The organism is Exiguobacterium sp. s123 (assembly GCF_018617075.1).
Taxonomy (GTDB): Bacteria; Bacillota; Bacilli; order Exiguobacteriales; family Exiguobacteriaceae; genus Exiguobacterium; species Exiguobacterium profundum.
Genome location: NZ_JACSJL010000001.1, coordinates 40,886 through 58,466 on the forward strand (window position 1 = coordinate 40,886; position 17,581 = coordinate 58,466).

Below are 17,581 nucleotides of genomic sequence, written 5' to 3' on the forward strand. Positions count from 1 at the left end.
ATAGAGAAGCGTACGAACGGTGCGTAAAGACAGCTTGCCTGTCAAATCTATTGAAGTGAGGTTTTAACGAATCATGGCAAATCTATTCGGAACAGACAAGGATGACGCAAAAAAGAAGCAACAAGATATTGAGAAAACGGTACAAGAGAAAAACATCACCCAAATCCATCTCTATTTCTCAGATGTTCTCGGTGATTTAAAACTCTTGACGCTTTCGGCAAAATTGTTGCCTGAAGTCTTTGAGGGAAAAACGATGTTTGACGGTTCTTCAATCAACGGGTTCTCTTCCATCAAAAACTCAGACTTATTCTTGAGACCGGATTTAGATCGTCCACGGTATGAGCAAGACGGCGAGGAAAATATTTTGGCATTCTTCTGTGACGTATGCACTCCGGAGGGAGAGCGATATGAATACGACCCACGTAATGTATTGAAGGATGCACTTGAACGTGCAGCACGTGATGGCTACTCGGTATTCGTCGGGGCAGAGCCGGAATTCTTCATCTTTGACGAGAACGGAGAATTTTATGACGAGGCCGGATATTTCTCGACACGTTCAGAGGATAAAGGATATGAAGTGCGACAGCACATCGCGAACCGTCTAAGCGGTGTCGGGTTCAATATTGAGGCTGTTCACCATGAAGTCGCTCCTGCGCAACATGAGATTGGCATCAAGTATGATGATGCACTCCATACGGCGGATAACATTCAGTTCTTTAAAGAAATCGTCAAGATTGCGGCGAAGGAGAAAGGGGCATCCGTCTCATTCTTGCCAAAACCGTTGCGTGATGTGAATGGTTCTGGAATGCACTTGAACATCTCTGTCTGGAAGAATGATGAGTCTGGAAATCCGACGACCAACGCGTTCGACGAAGTCGATGCGGATTACGGATTGTCGAAAACGGCACGTCATTTCATCGAGGGAATCTTGAAGCATGCCCGTGCCACAGCAATCTTCACGAATCCACTACCGGAATCATACGAGCGTCTCGTTCCTGGATTCGAGGCACCTGTCAATATATGCTGGAGCCCATCGAACCGCAGTTCGATGATTCGAATCCCCGCTTCCCGTGGAAGTGCGACTCGTGTAGAGGTCCGAAATCCTGACCCGAGTGCGAACCCATATTTGGCACTTGCCGCGCTCATTTATGCGGGACTTGAAGGAATCGAGCAACAGCTCGTTCCGTCTTCTCCGAACGAGGATGACTTGTTCGAGTATTCTGCGAAGCAAATCGAGAGCCAAGGAATCGCATCACTGCCTGCGACATTCCATGAATCGATCCAATCACTGAAACAAGATAACTTCCATGACTACTTTAACCACAATATGATCGATCGCTACTTGTCACTCATTCAAGTGCGAAAATAAAAATGACGCCAGCCGATTCGATCGGCTGGCGTTTTTGATGGTTAATGGATTCCACGCATGTACACTTTGATTTTTGGTGCGAGTGCGAACAGAATCAAGCTTAAGACGATGGCGACGCCACCGATAATCCCGAAGTATAGCGTCTCATTCTCAGGTGTGTAGAACTTGACGAGCTGTGCGTTGATCCCTTGTGCAGCAGCGTTTGATAAGAACCAGAGCGACATCGTTTGAGCCGAGAAGGCAGCTGGAGCGAGTTTTGTCGTGGCCGACAAACCGACCGGTGACAAACTGAGTTCTCCCAACACGACGATGAAATAGCTCAAGACGAGCCAGAGTGGGCTGACGAGGGCATCTGGACCACTGAAGTATGCAGGGAGCAGGATGACCAAGAAACTGATCCCGGCAAACAAGATCCCGAAAGCAAACTTCGTCGGAATGCTCGGTTCGCGGTCACCAAGTCGGACCCATAACCAAGCGAAGACCGGTGCCAGTAAGATGATGAACAGTGGGTTCAGTGATTGGAACCATGCTGGTGACAACGTGAACCCAAAGAACTCTAAGTCAGTTCGTGTATCAGCATAACTCGCCAAAATCGTTGCGCCCTGCTCTTGGATTGCCCAGAACATGACCGAGGCGATGAATAGCGGAATGTAGGCGATGATTCGCGAACGCTCGACCTCAGTCGTTTTCGGGCTACGATACATGATAATGAAGTAGATGGTCGGAATCGCGATACCGAACACCCCGACGAGTGAAATGAACGTATTGATCGTGAACCATCCAAGTGGAATCAAGATTGCGAGTAAAACAGCGATTCCAATGGTGACAATGCTGACGATTTTAATCGTTTTCTTTTTCTCATCAGGCGTCAATGGATTCGGTACATACGAACCAGCTAAGCCGAGGTTCGTCTTGCGTGTCAATACGAAGACGACGAGTCCGACGAACATCCCGATGGCTGCGAGCGCAAAGCCCCAGTGGAATCCATAGTCTTTTTGTACTTGACCGACGATGAGTGGTGAAATGAACGCACCCAAGTTGATTCCCATGTAGAAGATACTGAATCCAGCGTCGCGACGGCGATCCGTCTCGCTATACATGTCTCCAACGATACTGGATACGTTTGGTTTCAATAAACCCGTACCAATGACAATCAACGCCATGGAGATAAACAGGAAGACGACGCTACCTGGAATCGAGAGGACGATGTGTCCGAGCATGATGAACACACCACCGTAGAATACCGCGCGAGACGTCCCGAAAATCCGGTCTGCAAGCCATCCCCCAATGACCCCGGACATATAGACGAGCGCGCCGTATACGGACATGATTGAGAGTGCGACGTTTCGGTCGAGACCGAGTCCTCCCTCAGAGACTTCATAGTACATATAGAATACGAGGATTGCCCGCATGCCATAGTACGAGAAACGTTCCCAAAATTCAGTGAAGAATAAAGTGAACAACCCCTTCGGTTGTCCGAAGAAGCCTTTTTGTGGAACACTATCCACGATTGTTTGTTTATCGATCCTTTCCATGAAAGATCCCTCCTTAACCGTTTTATCATAAAAAGGATTATTATGATTGTAAAGTGAATTGAATGATAATTTCAAATTTTAATAAAGATGAAAAGAATGAAAAGACCACACTTCCGAAATCAGAGAGTGTGGTCAATGAGCGGTTAAGCCGTCTTTTGCTTTGCTTCCGTCGCTTGGACATGACGTCCGAGCTGCCAATAGATGATGCCTGATAAACAACTCGCTCCACCGATGAGGATCAAAGCGATGTGTCCGGCACGATTGTCAAAAAAGAGACTTGCGATGATTGGTGCCGTGACACCGCCGATCAGCCATTGGATGCTCGCTGCACCGTTATAGGCACCACGCATATTCTCCGGTGCGATCAAGGCGATGAATGTCTGCTGAACAGGGGACATAATCATCTCACCTAACGTATAAAACGCATATACGGCGAGTAAGATCCCGACGAGTGGCACGTAAGGGGTATCGAGTGCGAACAAGGCTCTAGGCACAATCGCAAGCAAGATCATACCGATACCAAATACGGTCGCTCCTGCTAACATGACCTTACCGAACGGCTTGTTCCCGAGTTTTGAAGCAATCGGGAACTGGAAAAGAACTACCATGATTCCATTCAGTGCTAACAGATACGGGAATGGGTTCTGTTGTGCGGTATACGTCGGGAGCGATTATTTTAAAAAGAGTGGTAGCATGCTCTCGACGACGGAGAATCCCATTGATATGAATATACCCGCAAAGATGAAGACGAGAAACACGCGATCGTTATAAAAGAGGCGCAACACTTCCCGGTTGCTTGGAGTCTCATCTTCCGTAAACTCGGGCAACGACTCATGTATGAACGTGCCGAGCGCAATCGCATATAGTCCAAAGATGAATGCCGCCGCAAAGAAGATGAGCTCGCGGTCGATGAACAGCACCGCACTACCAAGAAGTGGACCGAATGCAGCGCCGATGTTATGTCCCATCCGTAAAAGTCCGAACGCTTCGTTCATATGCTCTGGCTCCGTGACATCGGCGACCATCGCGCTTGCGGCAGGGTGGAAGAGCGAGTTCGTCAGTCCGAGCATCGCGTTCAATAAAAGAAGCGGCCAGAACGAGTCGGCGAACGCAAATCCGATGAGGGCAAGTGCGTCCCCAATGATGGCGATCATCATGATTGGTTTTCGACCATACAGGTCTGCTAGACGTCCTCCGATCATCGAACCGAGGAGCGCCATGATCGGGCCAGTCGCCATGATGATTCCGACTTGAAGGTAGCTATCTAACTGGTCACTATAGTAGAGAACAAGGAATGGGGCAATCATGAACATCATAATTCCCGTAATCGTCTCCCCTAAAAAACGAATCCAAATGTTGCGGTCGAGCCGCTTGAGTGATTGAAACATACAGGTCACCTGCTTTATTTAATTTTAGACACAAAAGGGACGTCATATGCATAAAGGCATACGACGTCCCACGTTGTTTATGCATGCCTCGATAGGCAGGCGTCTTAGATATGAATCAATCGAAGAGGTGCCTGCCAATCAGTATGAACTTGAGTGAATGGTTTCGAAGATACTACTGACATGGGAACCTCTCCTTTCTGTTAATTGTGTTCTTCTCCTCAACTGTATGACACATTTCCTCAATGTGTCAACAAATTTATGAGGTGAATCAAAGTAATTCGTTTAGATTTTTTCGGTTCAGTCGATAATCGATGAGGCGAGACAAGACCACTTGAATCATGGCCGTGATCGGCACGCTCACGAACATCCCGACGAGGCCGAACAGACTTCCCCCGATGATAATCGATGTGATGGCCCAAAATGGTGTGATGCCGACACTATCTCCAAGAATCTTTGGTCCGAGCCACAATCCGTCAAACTGCTGTAACAAGAAGATGAACAAGAGTACCAAGACGGCGGTGAACGGATCATAAAAATAGGTGATGATAAACGCCGGGATCATCCCGAGTAGCGGTCCGACATATGGGATGAAGTTTAAGACGCCGACGATGACTCCGAGAAGTAGGGCATATGGGGCCCCGATGATCAAGAGTCCGATGACTGCTAGCACTCCAATAATCAGACAGTCGAGCGACTTCCCAATGATATATCGCTTAAAGATATAATCCATCTCTTGAAAGATATCGATTGTCGTCTTCGCAGTGCCGACGGGTAATAGCGCATAGAGAAGACGCTTGAACATACGAGCGAAGACTTCTTTGTCCTTTAACAAATAGATGGAGATTACAATCCCAATCAAGAAGTTGATCAATGTCATTGTAAAACTAGAGACATAACTAACGGAAGAGAGGACGGCCGTCTCGACCCATCCAGAGTAACGATCCTCGAAGCGCGCAAAATCAATCGCTTGGGCGATCGTCGCGTTATAGTCTTTCAAGTAATTGTTCACTTCACCTAAAAACACGTCGATTTGACGGATATAAACCGGTAACTCATTGATGAGTGATGACAGACTCGAGTAAATCCGCGGGAACAACGTGACGACCGAAATCGCCAAGATGCCGATGAACGTGATATAGACGATGAGTAGTCCTTGATATCGCTTCAAGTGGAACCGTTCTTCAATATAAGAGAGTACGGTGTTGAGTAACAAGGCGATGGCGATCCCCATGATGATAGGGGTAAGTAACTGAAACGTGTATTGTAAGACACGTGAGATGGTATCCGGTTCACTGATGACCCGCCATAAGACGAGCAAGATCAGTCCGATTACACTCAGTTTCCAAATAAGTTGACGATTAAGCTCCAATGCTCTATCCCCTCATACAAATATAATTTTTCTACTCTTTTACTATGAATGTTTTTTGAAAAGGATTCAATAGATGTTCTCTTTGAAAAAAATGTTTGACACCGTTGGGAATGTCTGGTTAACTTAGGGACATACAAAAATTACATAACGAATGACACTTTCTATCAAGAGAAGCGGAGGGACTGGCCCGATGAAGCTTCAGCAACAGATTGCAAAATACTGTGCTAATTCCAGCAAGGTGACCTTGAGAGATGGAAAGGTGGTTGACTACATACGTCTGTATCGAGCACCCCTTTCCTCAGAAAGGGGTGTTTTTTCGTATGAGGAGGACCCATCATGGCAGACAGACGTTCCAAGTTATTAAAATCATTACCGACACAACACTTTGTCGGATTAGCAGAAGAAGTCGCGGCAGTCGAGGCGAGTGGCAAGACCGTCATCCGACTCGGACAAGGCACACCCGACTTACCGACACCAGCTCCAATTTGTGAAGCGCTTGAACGAGCATTGACCGACCCGACGACCCATCAATACGGACCGTTCCGGGGACAGGCTCGACTAAAAGAAGCTGTGGCCGCATTCTATCAACGTGAATACGGAGTCGACCTCGACCCAGCAAAAGAAGTGGCGATTTTGATTGGCAGCAAATCGGGTCTCATCACGTTGCCTCAGTGTCTTCTTGAGCCGGGTGAAGGCATCTTGCTCCCGAACCCTGGCTATCCCGATTATATCTCGGGAGCGCGTCTCGCCGGAGCGGACATCATCGATTTGACGTTGAAGGAAGAGCACGGCTATCTCCCGGATTACACCACGCTCGATCCGCTTCATGCACGACTCATGTATTTGAACTACCCGAGCAATCCGACCGGCGCTGTCGCGACGCCAGCCTTCTTTGAGGAGACGGTTAAATTCGCCACAAACCATGATTTGATGGTCGTACACGATTTCGCCTATGGAAGTATTGGCTTTGACGGGCATGTCCCGCCAAGTTTTCTCCAAGCAGACGGGGCAAAAGAAATCGGGATTGAGGTGTATACGATGTCGAAGGCGTTCAACATGTCGGGATGGCGTGTCGCGTTCGCAGTCGGAAATGCAGATATCATCGAGGCGATCAATACGTACCAAGATCATGTCCACGTCTCTGTGTTCTCTGCCATTCAAGAGGCAGCCATCGTGGCGTTAGAATCCCCGCGTGACATACGTGACGACCTAGCCTCGCTTTACGAAACAAGACGAAACCGATTGATTGATGGGTTACGCCGGGCAGGGTGGGAGATTGAGGCACCAAAAGGTTCTTTCTTCGTATGGGCGAGAGTGCCTGAAGGCGATGCAAAATCATTCTCGACGAAGTTACTACATGAGGCGGGCGTCGCCGTCACACCGGGCTACTTTTTTGGAACGGAGGGGGAGCACCACATCCGCTTTGGTCTCGTGTCGTCTGAACAGAAGATTGATGAAGCGGTAGAACGGATTGAGAGACTGTTTGCAGCCTATGAGGAGGTCCATCAATGATTCGACAAGCGGTGCTGGAATACGACCATTCGAACGATGCGCTCGATCAACTTTACTCACTGATTGGGAATCGGGATGCACTCGTTTTGAAAGGATTTAACGGATACGGTGAAGCGATTCGCGTGTCTCCTCGTCTAGCAGAAATTCCGAGCGTACGATTCAAGGGGGAATGTTCAGACGAAGAAGTCGAACGACTAAAAGCGCATCGACCTGACGTCTGGATTGCCGTCGGTGGCGGTAAATTGATTGATACGGCGAAGCGGATTGCATTTACCCAGTCGGTCCCGCTCATCGTCATTCCGACACTTGTGTCAAACTGTGCCGCCTTCACCCCGCTCAGCGTGATCTATGGAGAAGACGGTACATATTTACGATATGATACGTTCCCCGTCGTCATCGAGCGCGTCATTGCGGATGAACGACTGTTACGTGATTCACCTTACGACTATTTTAAGGCTGGTGTCATCGATACGGTCGCAAAGTGGTTCGAGGCTCGATATATTAGCGGAACAACATCAAGGGACGCAGGGATTCAGTCGGGGCTCTCACTTGCGGCGCAATGCGGAGCGTTGATGGATTTGTCCATTCGTGAAGATGATTTTCGCCATTATGGCGCGGACATCCGATCTATCGTCGATCATGTCCTCGCCATCGGTGGTGCCGTTGGTGGATTCGGTGACGCCGGCACCCGAGTCGCCGTCGCCCATGCGGTGCATAACGCACTCAGTCGTTTTGATTCGACGCATCATTGGTTGCACGGGGACAAGGTAGGCTTCGGGCTGATCGTTCAAGAACGATTGACCTCATCCGAAGACGCCTCATTCCTCGACAATTGGCTACAAGCGATTGCCGCTCCGACGTCACTTGACCAACTTGGGATTCGATTTGACCAAATCGATGAGTTGGTCGATTATGTCGTCGAAGAAATGACGATTCAAGGCATTCACAAGGTCGAAGATACCGAGCAATTAAAAGAAATTTTAAGAAATCTTCAAGAAATAGTTTACAAATAATTCTTTTATCAGTAATATAATAACAAAATAATAGAACCGATTGCTTATCAAGAGTGGTGGAGGGACTGGCCCGATGAAACCCGGCAACCAGATCAGAAATGATCATGGTGCTAATTCCAACAGACGAGACGTCTGGGAGATGAGCGTGTCCGACTTTCACGTGTCGTGCCCGCCGCTCTTTTTGAGTAGCGGGCTTTTCATTTGGAGGAGGAATCATTCATGAACATTAAACAAAAAACCATTTTGGCAGGTACATCTATCCTTGCGGCCATCGCACTCTCGGCGTGCGGACAATCCGAGGCGAGCGAGACGCTAAGCACGAAAGAGCTAACGATCGGCGTGACTGGTGGACCACACGAGCAAATCGCCGAGAAAGTACAGGAGCTCGCAAAAGAAGATGGGCTCGAAATCGATATTAAAGTATTTAATGATTACAACACCCCGAACACCGCTCTCGACGAAGGAAGTCTCGACGTGAACAGCTATCAGACGCTCTCGTTCCTCGAACTGCAAAAAGCGGACAAGGGATATAAGATTGACGACGTCTTCAAGACGGTCGCTTTCCCGATGGGGCTCTATTCAGAGAAGTTGACGGATATCAAGGACTTAAAGGAGGGCGATAAAGTAGCCGTCCCGAATGACCCGGCGAACGAACTCCGTGCGCTACGATTATACGAAACGGCCGGACTCATCACGTTAAAAGAAGGATTGACGGATAAAGCAACGAAGCGCGACATTGCTGAGAATCCGCTCAACCTCGAATTTATTGAACTTGAAGCATCCCAACTGCCGACGCAACTCCCGGAAGTGGCACTCGCAGCCATCAACACGAACTTCGCGATGGGAGCGGGTCTATCCATTAATGAAGATGCCCTCTTCCATGAAGATACGGTCGATAACCCGTATCCGAACTACGTCGTCGTCCGTTCAGCCAATAAAGAAGATGAAGTCGTGAAGACGCTCGAGTCTTACTATCATTCAGAGGAAGTACGTGCCTTCATCGAAGAAGAATTCAATGGTTCGGTCGTGCCGGCGTTTTAAGGAGGGGTCTTATGATTGAGCTGAAACATATCACCAAGGAGTTTAAGGTCAACGGAGACACGATCACGGCACTCGATGATGTCTCCCTCACGATTAAGAGAGGAGAAATCTTCGGAATCATCGGACGAAGTGGTGCCGGTAAGAGTACGCTCATCCGGATGATCAATCTTTTGGAGCGTCCGACATCAGGGGTCGTCGAGATTGAGGGACAAGATATCACGCTCCTCAAAAAGAAAGGGTTGTCGACGTTACGCCAGCGAATCGGTATGATCTTTCAGCACTACAACTTGCTGAAGACTGCGACCGTCGAAGAGAACGTCGCCATCCCGCTTCGTCTCGAAGGTCTGGGGAAGCAGATCATCGGTGAACGGGTCGACCGCTATCTCCAAATCGTCGGACTGAGCGAACATCGGAACCATTACCCTGAACAATTGTCGGGTGGACAGAAACAACGTGTCGCCATTGCGCGAGCGCTCGCCCATGAGCCTGATATTCTCCTCAGTGATGAGGCGACAAGTGCGCTCGACCCTGAAACGACCGAGTCGATTTTAGAGTTACTGCTCGAAATCAATCGCGAGCTCGGATTGACGATTTTCTTGATCACACATGAGATGGAAGTCATCGAACGAATCTGTGACCGGGTCGCCGTCATCGATCGTGGCCAAATCGTTGAACAAGGACACGTACTAGACGTCTTCTCCAATCCGTCACACGAGACGACCCAGAAGTTTCTTAAGACAAACCTCGACGTGCCGGAAGAAGTCGTCTCGGAACTCCAGACCCGGGGAACGCTCGTCCATTTGTCGTTCATCGGCAGTCAGACGGAACAAGCAGTCCTGGCACAATTGACCAAGCGGTTCGGCATCCTACCGAACATCGTCGGAGGCGGAATCAAGAAGTTAAAGGCGGGGCTTGTCGGAAACTTGCTCGTCCATCTTGACGGGGATCATGATCAAACGGAACTCGCCGTCCGTTATTTGAAGACGAGCGGCGTACATGTGAGGGAGGTGTCAAACCATGCAACAGTTTTGGACAGACTGGGGTGACTTAATCTGGACAGGAACGGTTCAAACGTTGACGATGACGAGCATCGCGCTTTTGATCTCGACCTTGATCGGATTGCCGCTCGGGACGTTGCTCGTTTTGACGAGACCGAATGGCAGACTCGCAAACCGATTCGTCTATGGTGGCTTATCGAGCGTTATCAACGTCATCCGTTCCATCCCGTTCATCATTCTGTTGTTCTTCATCTTACCGTTCACACGGTTCATCATGGGGACGACAATCGGCGTGCAGGGCGTCTTGCTCCCCTTGATTGTCTTCACCGCGCCGTATATTGCGCGACTCATGGAATCGGCACTACTCGAAGTCGACCGCGGGGTCATCGAGGCGTATGAGGCGATGGGCATCTCGACGAGAAAAATCATCTGGTATGTGTTAATCCGTGAAGCACGTTCTTCCATCGTTCTCGGACTGACGATTGCGACGATCGGGTTGATTGGAGCGACGGCGATGGCGGGACTCGTCGGGGCAGGTGGACTGGGGGACATTGCCTATCAATACGGACATCTTCGTTTCGAACCGGAAGTCATGTACGTGACCATTTTTGTCCTCATCCTCCTCGTTCAGTCCATCCAATCCTTCGGGAATCGACTGGCGGCAAAATTGAAAAAGGCATAAAAGAATCGTGTCGCGAAAGCGACACGATTTATGCGTTATGGAGCAGACGTTTCAGTTCAGCGATGCGGTCATGTCTCGGGATGAACGTCCGAATCTCTTTTTCACTGAAACCGACCTGGATGCGATGATGGTCGAAGACGATCGGACTTTTCAGGATTTGAGGATTCGAGGCGACGAAGCTATATAGCTCACGAATCGACATCTCATCTAGTTTCTCTGCCGCTTGTTTATAGACACTCTTTTGGACCGACAACAAGTCCGTCGTCCCATTTTCCGTCAGGCTCAACATCTCTTTGAATTCTCCGAAGGATAAACCTTGGTCTGTCAATTTCTTTTCGATGAAGGGAATCTTTTGTTCCCGTAACCAATCAATCGTTTTTCTGGAAGAACTGCAGCTCGTATGCGTGAATACCGTGACCGTCACGACAACCACTTCTCCTTTACATCAGTTTGGTTCTAACTATTATCTCCTTTTATACGTTCGAGTGCGTGATTATGTTTCAAATCACATACAGTTTCTTTTTGATTGAGCATGACTTCGTTCGGGTACAGATTTCATGAGTAACCACATAAGGAGGAATGAAGATGTTTGACTATACCGTACAATCTGACCGTACCGTGGATGACGTTGTCATTCGTCTCGGAGAAGCATTGAAAGAAGAATCATTCGGGGTGCTCTGGGACTTTGATTTGAGTGAGACGCTCGAGAAAAAGGGACAGGGGATTGATGGGAAGTATCGTATATTAGAAGTATGCAATCCGAAGGCGGCAAAAGAAGTGCTGTCGCAACAATTAGAAGGAGGCTACTTCCTTCCATGCAAAATCGCGGTGTTCGAAAAAGAAGACCATACCCAAATTGGTATGCCGAGACCGACTGAATTAATTCGCCTCATCGATGACGAATCGTTACAAGCCGTCGCGTTAGACGTCGAGTCCCGATTGCAACGTGCCATCGACCAAAGTAAATGATTGTTCTACCATCCGCTCATGAAACGTGAGCGGATTTTTTTCGTATAGGATAGTTAGATAATGGTAAAATTGGATGAGGAGATTATAGGAGGGGATATTTTGTACAAAAGAGGAATCATGATGTTACTTAGTGCTTCATTTTTAAGCGCATGTGGGGCATCTAATATAGAAGTCATTCAACTAGATTACATAGAGGATCAATGGAACGTGGAAAGCTATTCAAAAGAAGGAGAGATGATTAAAGTTCAAGAGTCAAAAGAAGTATTGGCTGCATGCGATGGGAAGCGTGCAACCGAATTAAAGGGTGACATCACGGTATATCAAACGGCGATTGCAGGGAGAACCGAGCCTGCTTCAGCCATGACCCCATATACGATGAAAGTCGTGACGTACTTAGAAGGTGACGAACGGTATGTCGTATGTCGTGAAAGCTACACCAATCAATTGATGGCGGAAGCGATTGACTCGTTTCCAGACTTTGTGAATACAAGTGACGGAATTCGACTTCCACAACTCCCAAGTATTCATCAGACATCTTCCGCACTACAAGATGAGTTAATGGAAGCAGAAGGGTTGGAGATCGACGGGAAGCCCATCACCCCGTTCCCGCATACGTTACTGGAAATCGAACCAGCACTCTACGGCGAACTTGAAATAAAACTTGGTGGCAAGGCGATTCGTTATCCAATTGCGCAGTTCGAACCACGAGGATTTGAGATGCCGAATCAACAGATTGCCATCGGATATGATAAAAAGACGTTTCGTCCATATATTCTCTACTCGTTTGACGGTCAATTTTTTATACCTCAACCGATCGAGTTTGATGAGTTAGAGGACCCGGAGTCAAAAGAGAATACGGTCTTTTCCGAGTTAGAGATCAAGACTGTCGCGACAGCTCGTGAACTGAACGAAGAAGAGGAAACTCCGTTCTATACTTTCTCGTATCTGAAAAACGGGAAACGTGTGACCGAAACGATGACCGTTCGATTCGCTCCTGGCTTGTTTTTAAAAGAAGGAGAAGAACCGGATCCGATGTTTGAGGATTGGTTGCCTGATGAAGAAGCTGGGCCAAGGGTCATCGTCCATCGCAAACCATACGATGGAGGGGCGATGGACTTCGCAGAATATAGTGATGCCACGAAAGAGGAAGCGAAAGAATTGTTCGACATCGTCAATGAGGCAGACCCCGTCGATCGCCGCGGAGAAGATTCAGAATATCGATATTTAACTTTATCAGACGGTTGGAAGGGTCAAGTATTCGAAATCAGCTATCAAAAGCGTTCGAAAAAAATCGATATCTATTTAACGGACCCGCTCCGCGATCAAACATTTAAATTATCGAGCGAAGGAGCGGAATCGTTCTTAGACATATTTCCGCGCCTAAAGGAAACATTATGAAGCGAATTCTTTTACTCATTTGTTGTGTAGGTTTATTGACAGGTTGCGGTGACGAGGAAATGGATGTCGTAAAGCTAGATTACATATCGGAGCATTGGAATGTGAAAGATCTTCAATCAGGTCATATGGATTCCAAGTCGGTGATGTGGACTCCTGATTTACTCGATGCGTGTTCTGGTAGAGCGATTTCACGAATCGAAGAGGACGTCACCGTCTATCGCTCGTATGAATTGAATCGAAAATTCGATGATGCACATAAAATCGTGATGTATATGGAAGGAGATCAACCATACACCGTTTGCTATGACAGTGCATCTGAACAGATAAGGGCGGAAGAGATAGATGAATTTCCTCACTTTGTTCATACGGAAGAAGGGACCGACATCTTGAGTACGCCAACGATTCGCACGGGTACACATGAAGAATTGAAACAAATGGAACAGAAAGACCAAGGTCATTACTATCCTATGCCCGTCCGTCTCCTCGAGGGGACGATGATTCATGTGACACCCTCATTATATGGCCAAATCGATTTAACGATTGGAGATCAACAAGGACTGTTCCCCATTTCACATTTAGAGCCATTTAGTGCCCAATCGGAAGAAGTAGGAATCGCGCTTGGGTATGACGAACAATCGAAAGAAGCGTATTTTTATTATGAGAAAGAAGATGGATTGACGACCCTGCTTCCTTTAGTCGTGTGGAATGAAAAAGAGCATAAACACATGCCGATTCAATTCGAAGGGCTACAAGTAGAACAGGTACTTCGGGAAGACATTCTTAAACCTGGTGTCAAGACGCCTCTCTACACGTTCTCCTTCATTGAAGATGGGAAACGTGTGAATGAGGAGATCAGTTTAACTTATTTGAATGGTGAATTTTCGACACATGATCCTGTTCAAAACGCTAGCCATTCAAATGGTCCATTCGTTTATGTTCATGAGAAGCCATTAAACGGTGCGCTCGATATTCAGTACCCAAACGTGCTAATGGCTGAAGAGAACGACATATCAGATCTGATGAATGAGATTGATGACGCAATACCTGTCAAACGTGCTGGAGATGTGACTGACTATTCGCGTCTCACAATCATCGATGGTTGGGGTGCTCAAGAATTTCAGTTAAGTTTCAAGGAACGATTCAAAAAAATCGATGTCTATCTGACGGACCCGCTCCGCGATCAAACATTCAAATTATCAAGCAAAGGAGCGGAACGGTTCTTGGATCTATTTCCGGAGGTGAAAGGGTCATGATGAAACGAATGCTATTGATGTTAAGCACAGTCGGGATTTTGTCGGGTTGTGCTGGCGAACAGATGGATGTCGTAAAGTTGGACTATATGCCTGAGCAATGGAACGTGGGCGATTTGTATTCGAATCAGATGGATGCCGAGTCGGAGACGTGGTCGACTGCAATTCTCGGCGGTTGTACGGGTGAACCGCTCACTCAGATCGAGGGGGATGTAACGGTTTTCAATTCATATGCGGTGAATCGGAAAGTCATGATATCAGATTATGATCCGAGCTCATATAAATTAGTGACTTTCTTGAAAGGAAAAGAAAACTACACCATTTGCTATGACGGAGACTATTCCAACATGAAATTAGGGAAGATTGATGAACTACCGGACTTCCTTGATTTATCAGCAGGTATCGAAGTTCCGAACGTCCCGAAAATGAAAGCGGGTACGAAAGAGGAAGAAGAAGTCGCAGAACAGAGTGACCCATCAGAGTACCTGGGGATGCCCATCAACCTGTTCAAAGACACGATGGTTCATTTGACTTCTCCCTTGAATGGCGCGATTGCATTGACAGTTGGTGATCAGGATGGAATCTTTCCCATTTCAACCATTGAACCATATAATGCGCAAATGGGAACCGCAAAGATTGCACTCGGATATAATGACAAATTGGAAGCCGCTCACTTTTACTTCGAAACTACGAACGGAACGACATCTATTCAACCGTTCCTTGTATGGGATGAGAAAGAGAGCGCACATGTCCCCATCCAGTTCGAAGGATTACAAGTCGAACGGGTCCTCCAGACGGATACGTTAGAGCCGGGGGTTAAGACACCGCTTTACATATTCTCATACATGAAAAATGGAAAGCGTGTGAAAGAAGAAGTCAGCTTGACGTACACGAAGGGCGAGTTTGCCACGAAAGAGTCCATTAAAGAATCTACTGAAGCAGGACTCATTGCAAATCCTTCCGTTCCGCGAGGTCCGTTCTTCTTTCTCCATAAAAAACCGTTAGATGCGGAGGCTACATTGAATTATCCGGATACATTGCGTGCAGCTGGCACCGACATGTCTGATTTGATGAACGCATTTGAGGAGGCAGAACCGGTGGATCGAGCTGGAGAAGTGGGGGACTATCCCCTTCTCACCATCATCGAGGGATGGAAAGGGCAAGAGTTTCAGTTAAGCTTCCAGAAACGGTCTAAAAAAGTAGATGTCTATGTGACGGATGAAACACGAACCCAAACGTTCAAACTGAGCAGTGCAGGGGCGGAAACGTTTTTCTCCTATTTCCCTGATTTAGATGAGTGAAAGGCGCCCCTCGGCGTCTTTTTATTTGGTAAATACTTCAAATCCAAGATATTGACCTTCTGTATAAAAAGAGACTAATGGTATGTTATAGGATACGTTACACTGAAATTCACGATTTAGTACGAAAATCCTAAGAATGAGAAAGGTTGCTATCTATAATGAGTACTTTGAACCAAAAAGGAATTCAATCTGCAGACGTTTTTCAATCCATTGAAACGAATATGGCGATAATTCGATTCGATCGTCAACGCCGGGTCGTCGATGTGAACGATACGTTTGCGAAAACAATGAAATACAGACGCGAGGAGATGATTGGCATGCAGCACCACTTGTTCTGCCCGTCTTCCTTTGTCAACAGTCCAGAGTATTCGGCATTTTGGGAGAAATTATGGAATGGTTTCAGTTTCTCGGATAAAGTGGAGCGTGAGAATGCAAAAGGAGAGACGATTTGGCTCGAGGCGACGTACATGCCGATTGTTGAAGGAGATGATGTCGTCGGGGTCGTCAAGATCGCCTCAGACATCACCGCGCGACAACAGCTGATTGAGGATTACGCGTATCGCTTTAAATCGATGACCGATGTGCTCGACGAACGGGCGAAGACAGGCATGCAAGACACGAAAGTATTGAATGAAACGATTGAAAAGCTTGCAAAAGATGCCGCGGACAACCTCCGTGCCCTTCAGAACTTGCGTCGTCAAGCCGATGACATCGCGAAAATTGCCTCGTCGATCAAAGAGATTGCAGCACAAACGAATCTGTTGTCCCTGAATGCTGCCATCGAGGCGGCACGAGCCGGGGAACACGGGCTCGGATTCAATGTCGTTGCGACAGAGGTCCGCAACCTCTCACGTATGGTCGAGCGCGCGGTCGTGGACGTCAACTCGAACACGGAAGGGATGAATCTAGAACTTCAAAAAATTCTTGACGGCGTCACCGAATCGAATCGAGAGATTCAGTTGAGTGCCGAAACGATGGAGCAGACAATGGAGCGATTCCATTCGTTCGAGCTGGTCGCAGCCGAGTTACATGATACGGCCGACACGTTTACATCCAACCTGTGAACCGATTGACCCGACACCGGGTCAGTCGGTCTTTTTGAGTCGTAACGTATGTCCGTGTCGTTTCAACCAAACTTTCGCTGTAACGGTATTCGGATGGATGGCTTGTAACGTGTTCCAAAAAGAAGCTGAGTGATCGAAGTGGACGAGATGCACCCACTCATGAGCAATCACGTAGTCCATCATTTCTTTCGGCGCCAGCATGAGGCGGACATTGATGGAGATGGTTCCATTCGAACTACATGATCCCCACCGTGTCTTTTGATGACCAATCCGAATCTTCTTCGCTTTAACGCCTAATAGTCTTTCGTAAGTCGGTGCCTGGTTGATTACATATTCAAGCGCGCGGTCGCGCAGCCATGCCTCATAATGTTTAGCTAGGGCGTTTTCGTCCCATCTCCTCGGAACGAAAAATGAGGAGCCGTCAAATCGGAGAGTCGTGCCATTATCTATCTTGGTCGGATAGTTTTTCCCATGAAAAACGAGCCCCTCATCGAGAACAGACGTCTGTTGAGGAAGATTCTGCAACGTCTCACGAATCCATGTGTCGTGCTCTTCTAGTGCGCGGTCGACGAGACGTTTTGGCAATCGAGCCGGGACCCGGAGTTCGATTCCTTCCGGTGTGACATAAAAGGCAGCTCTTTTTCTTCGTTTGTTTCGAATGACGGTAACACGCATTATTGTGCCTCCTTACT

At 47.7% G+C, this 17,581-nt stretch carries 17 protein-coding genes and 2 riboswitches; of the genes, 11 read left to right on the forward strand and 6 right to left on the reverse strand.

Going from position 1 to position 17,581, the window contains the following annotated elements; all coding sequences use genetic code 11:
• The first annotated feature begins 73 nt into the window (after positions 1-73).
• Positions 74-1,369 carry a glutamine synthetase family protein gene (locus KNO72_RS00240; RefSeq protein WP_047795294.1) on the forward strand — a complete coding sequence of 432 codons (1,296 nt, stop codon included), beginning with the start codon at positions 74-76 and terminating at the stop codon, positions 1,367-1,369.
• Positions 1,370-1,410: 41 nt separating this feature from the next.
• On the opposite strand, the gene KNO72_RS00245 is transcribed toward KNO72_RS00240, so the two are convergent.
• From KNO72_RS00245 to KNO72_RS00255, 4 genes are all read right to left on the reverse strand, one after another.
• Positions 1,411-2,904: a peptide MFS transporter gene (locus KNO72_RS00245; RefSeq protein ID WP_012726351.1), complete on the reverse strand. Its 1,494-nt coding sequence runs from the start codon at positions 2,902-2,904 to the stop codon at positions 1,411-1,413.
• Positions 2,905-3,047: 143 nt separating this feature from the next.
• Complete coding sequence (locus tag KNO72_RS15575) at positions 3,048-3,533, reverse strand: MFS transporter (RefSeq protein WP_256440177.1); 486 nt, start codon at positions 3,531-3,533, stop codon at positions 3,048-3,050.
• A gap of 42 nt (positions 3,534-3,575) precedes the next feature.
• The gene (locus tag KNO72_RS15580; RefSeq protein WP_251028247.1) at positions 3,576-4,292 is read right to left on the reverse strand and encodes an MFS transporter; all 717 of its coding nucleotides are present in this window, start codon (positions 4,290-4,292) and stop codon (positions 3,576-3,578) included.
• A gap of 268 nt (positions 4,293-4,560) precedes the next feature.
• Positions 4,561-5,661, reverse strand: coding sequence for an AI-2E family transporter (locus KNO72_RS00255; RefSeq protein WP_214756973.1), 1,101 nt, complete (start codon positions 5,659-5,661; stop codon positions 4,561-4,563).
• Between the two features lie 158 nt (positions 5,662-5,819).
• Positions 5,820-5,919, forward strand: a riboswitch (SAM riboswitch).
• A gap of 78 nt (positions 5,920-5,997) precedes the next feature.
• On the opposite strand from KNO72_RS00255, the gene KNO72_RS00260 reads away from it, so the two are divergent.
• The 5 genes from KNO72_RS00260 to KNO72_RS00280 all read left to right on the forward strand — a co-directional run bounded on the left by KNO72_RS00260 (position 5,998) and on the right by KNO72_RS00280 (position 10,907).
• Positions 5,998-7,173: an aminotransferase class I/II-fold pyridoxal phosphate-dependent enzyme gene (locus tag KNO72_RS00260; RefSeq protein WP_214684227.1), complete on the forward strand. Its 1,176-nt coding sequence runs from the start codon at positions 5,998-6,000 to the stop codon at positions 7,171-7,173.
• Complete coding sequence (locus tag KNO72_RS00265) at positions 7,170-8,186, forward strand: iron-containing alcohol dehydrogenase (RefSeq protein WP_214756976.1); 1,017 nt, start codon at positions 7,170-7,172, stop codon at positions 8,184-8,186. Before KNO72_RS00260 ends, KNO72_RS00265 begins: the two co-directional genes overlap by 4 nt.
• A 41-nt stretch (positions 8,187-8,227) precedes the next feature.
• Positions 8,228-8,332: riboswitch (SAM riboswitch) on the forward strand.
• 73 nt (positions 8,333-8,405) lie between these two features.
• Positions 8,406-9,227, forward strand: coding sequence for a MetQ/NlpA family ABC transporter substrate-binding protein (locus tag KNO72_RS00270; RefSeq protein ID WP_047795298.1), 822 nt, complete (start codon positions 8,406-8,408; stop codon positions 9,225-9,227).
• An 11-nt stretch (positions 9,228-9,238) separates the two neighbouring features.
• A complete protein-coding gene (locus KNO72_RS00275) occupies positions 9,239-10,273 on the forward strand; it encodes a methionine ABC transporter ATP-binding protein (RefSeq protein ID WP_214756979.1) in 1,035 nt (344 codons plus the stop codon).
• Positions 10,245-10,907, forward strand: coding sequence for a methionine ABC transporter permease (locus tag KNO72_RS00280; protein WP_012726344.1), 663 nt, complete (start codon positions 10,245-10,247; stop codon positions 10,905-10,907). The genes KNO72_RS00275 and KNO72_RS00280 overlap by 29 nt, the downstream gene beginning before the upstream one ends.
• Positions 10,908-10,935: 28 nt before the next feature.
• Here KNO72_RS00280 and KNO72_RS00285 read toward each other — a convergent pair whose 3' ends face one another.
• The gene (locus KNO72_RS00285; RefSeq protein ID WP_012726343.1) at positions 10,936-11,331 is read right to left on the reverse strand and encodes a Spx/MgsR family RNA polymerase-binding regulatory protein; all 396 of its coding nucleotides are present in this window, start codon (positions 11,329-11,331) and stop codon (positions 10,936-10,938) included.
• 161 nt (positions 11,332-11,492) lie between these two features.
• Between KNO72_RS00285 and KNO72_RS00290 the strand changes: the two genes are divergently transcribed.
• The 5 genes from KNO72_RS00290 to KNO72_RS00310 all read left to right on the forward strand — a co-directional run bounded on the left by KNO72_RS00290 (position 11,493) and on the right by KNO72_RS00310 (position 16,889).
• Positions 11,493-11,876, forward strand: a complete 384-nt coding sequence (locus tag KNO72_RS00290) for a DUF302 domain-containing protein (RefSeq protein ID WP_214684236.1) — start codon at positions 11,493-11,495, stop codon at positions 11,874-11,876.
• A gap of 99 nt (positions 11,877-11,975) precedes the next feature.
• Positions 11,976-13,274, forward strand: a complete 1,299-nt coding sequence (locus KNO72_RS00295; RefSeq protein WP_214756981.1) for a hypothetical protein — start codon at positions 11,976-11,978, stop codon at positions 13,272-13,274.
• The gene (locus KNO72_RS00300; protein ID WP_214756983.1) at positions 13,271-14,527 is read left to right on the forward strand and encodes a hypothetical protein; all 1,257 of its coding nucleotides are present in this window, start codon (positions 13,271-13,273) and stop codon (positions 14,525-14,527) included. The genes KNO72_RS00295 and KNO72_RS00300 overlap by 4 nt, the downstream gene beginning before the upstream one ends.
• The gene (locus tag KNO72_RS00305; RefSeq protein WP_214756985.1) at positions 14,524-15,825 is read left to right on the forward strand and encodes a hypothetical protein; all 1,302 of its coding nucleotides are present in this window, start codon (positions 14,524-14,526) and stop codon (positions 15,823-15,825) included. Before KNO72_RS00300 ends, KNO72_RS00305 begins: the two co-directional genes overlap by 4 nt.
• Before the next feature lie 158 nt (positions 15,826-15,983).
• Entirely contained in the window at positions 15,984-16,889 is a 906-nt protein-coding gene (locus KNO72_RS00310) for a methyl-accepting chemotaxis protein (protein ID WP_214756987.1), read from the forward strand.
• 21 nt (positions 16,890-16,910) lie between these two features.
• On the opposite strand, the gene KNO72_RS00315 is transcribed toward KNO72_RS00310, so the two are convergent.
• The gene (locus KNO72_RS00315) at positions 16,911-17,564 is read right to left on the reverse strand and encodes a M48 family metallopeptidase (protein WP_214756989.1); all 654 of its coding nucleotides are present in this window, start codon (positions 17,562-17,564) and stop codon (positions 16,911-16,913) included.
• Positions 17,565-17,581: the final 17 nt, after the last annotated feature.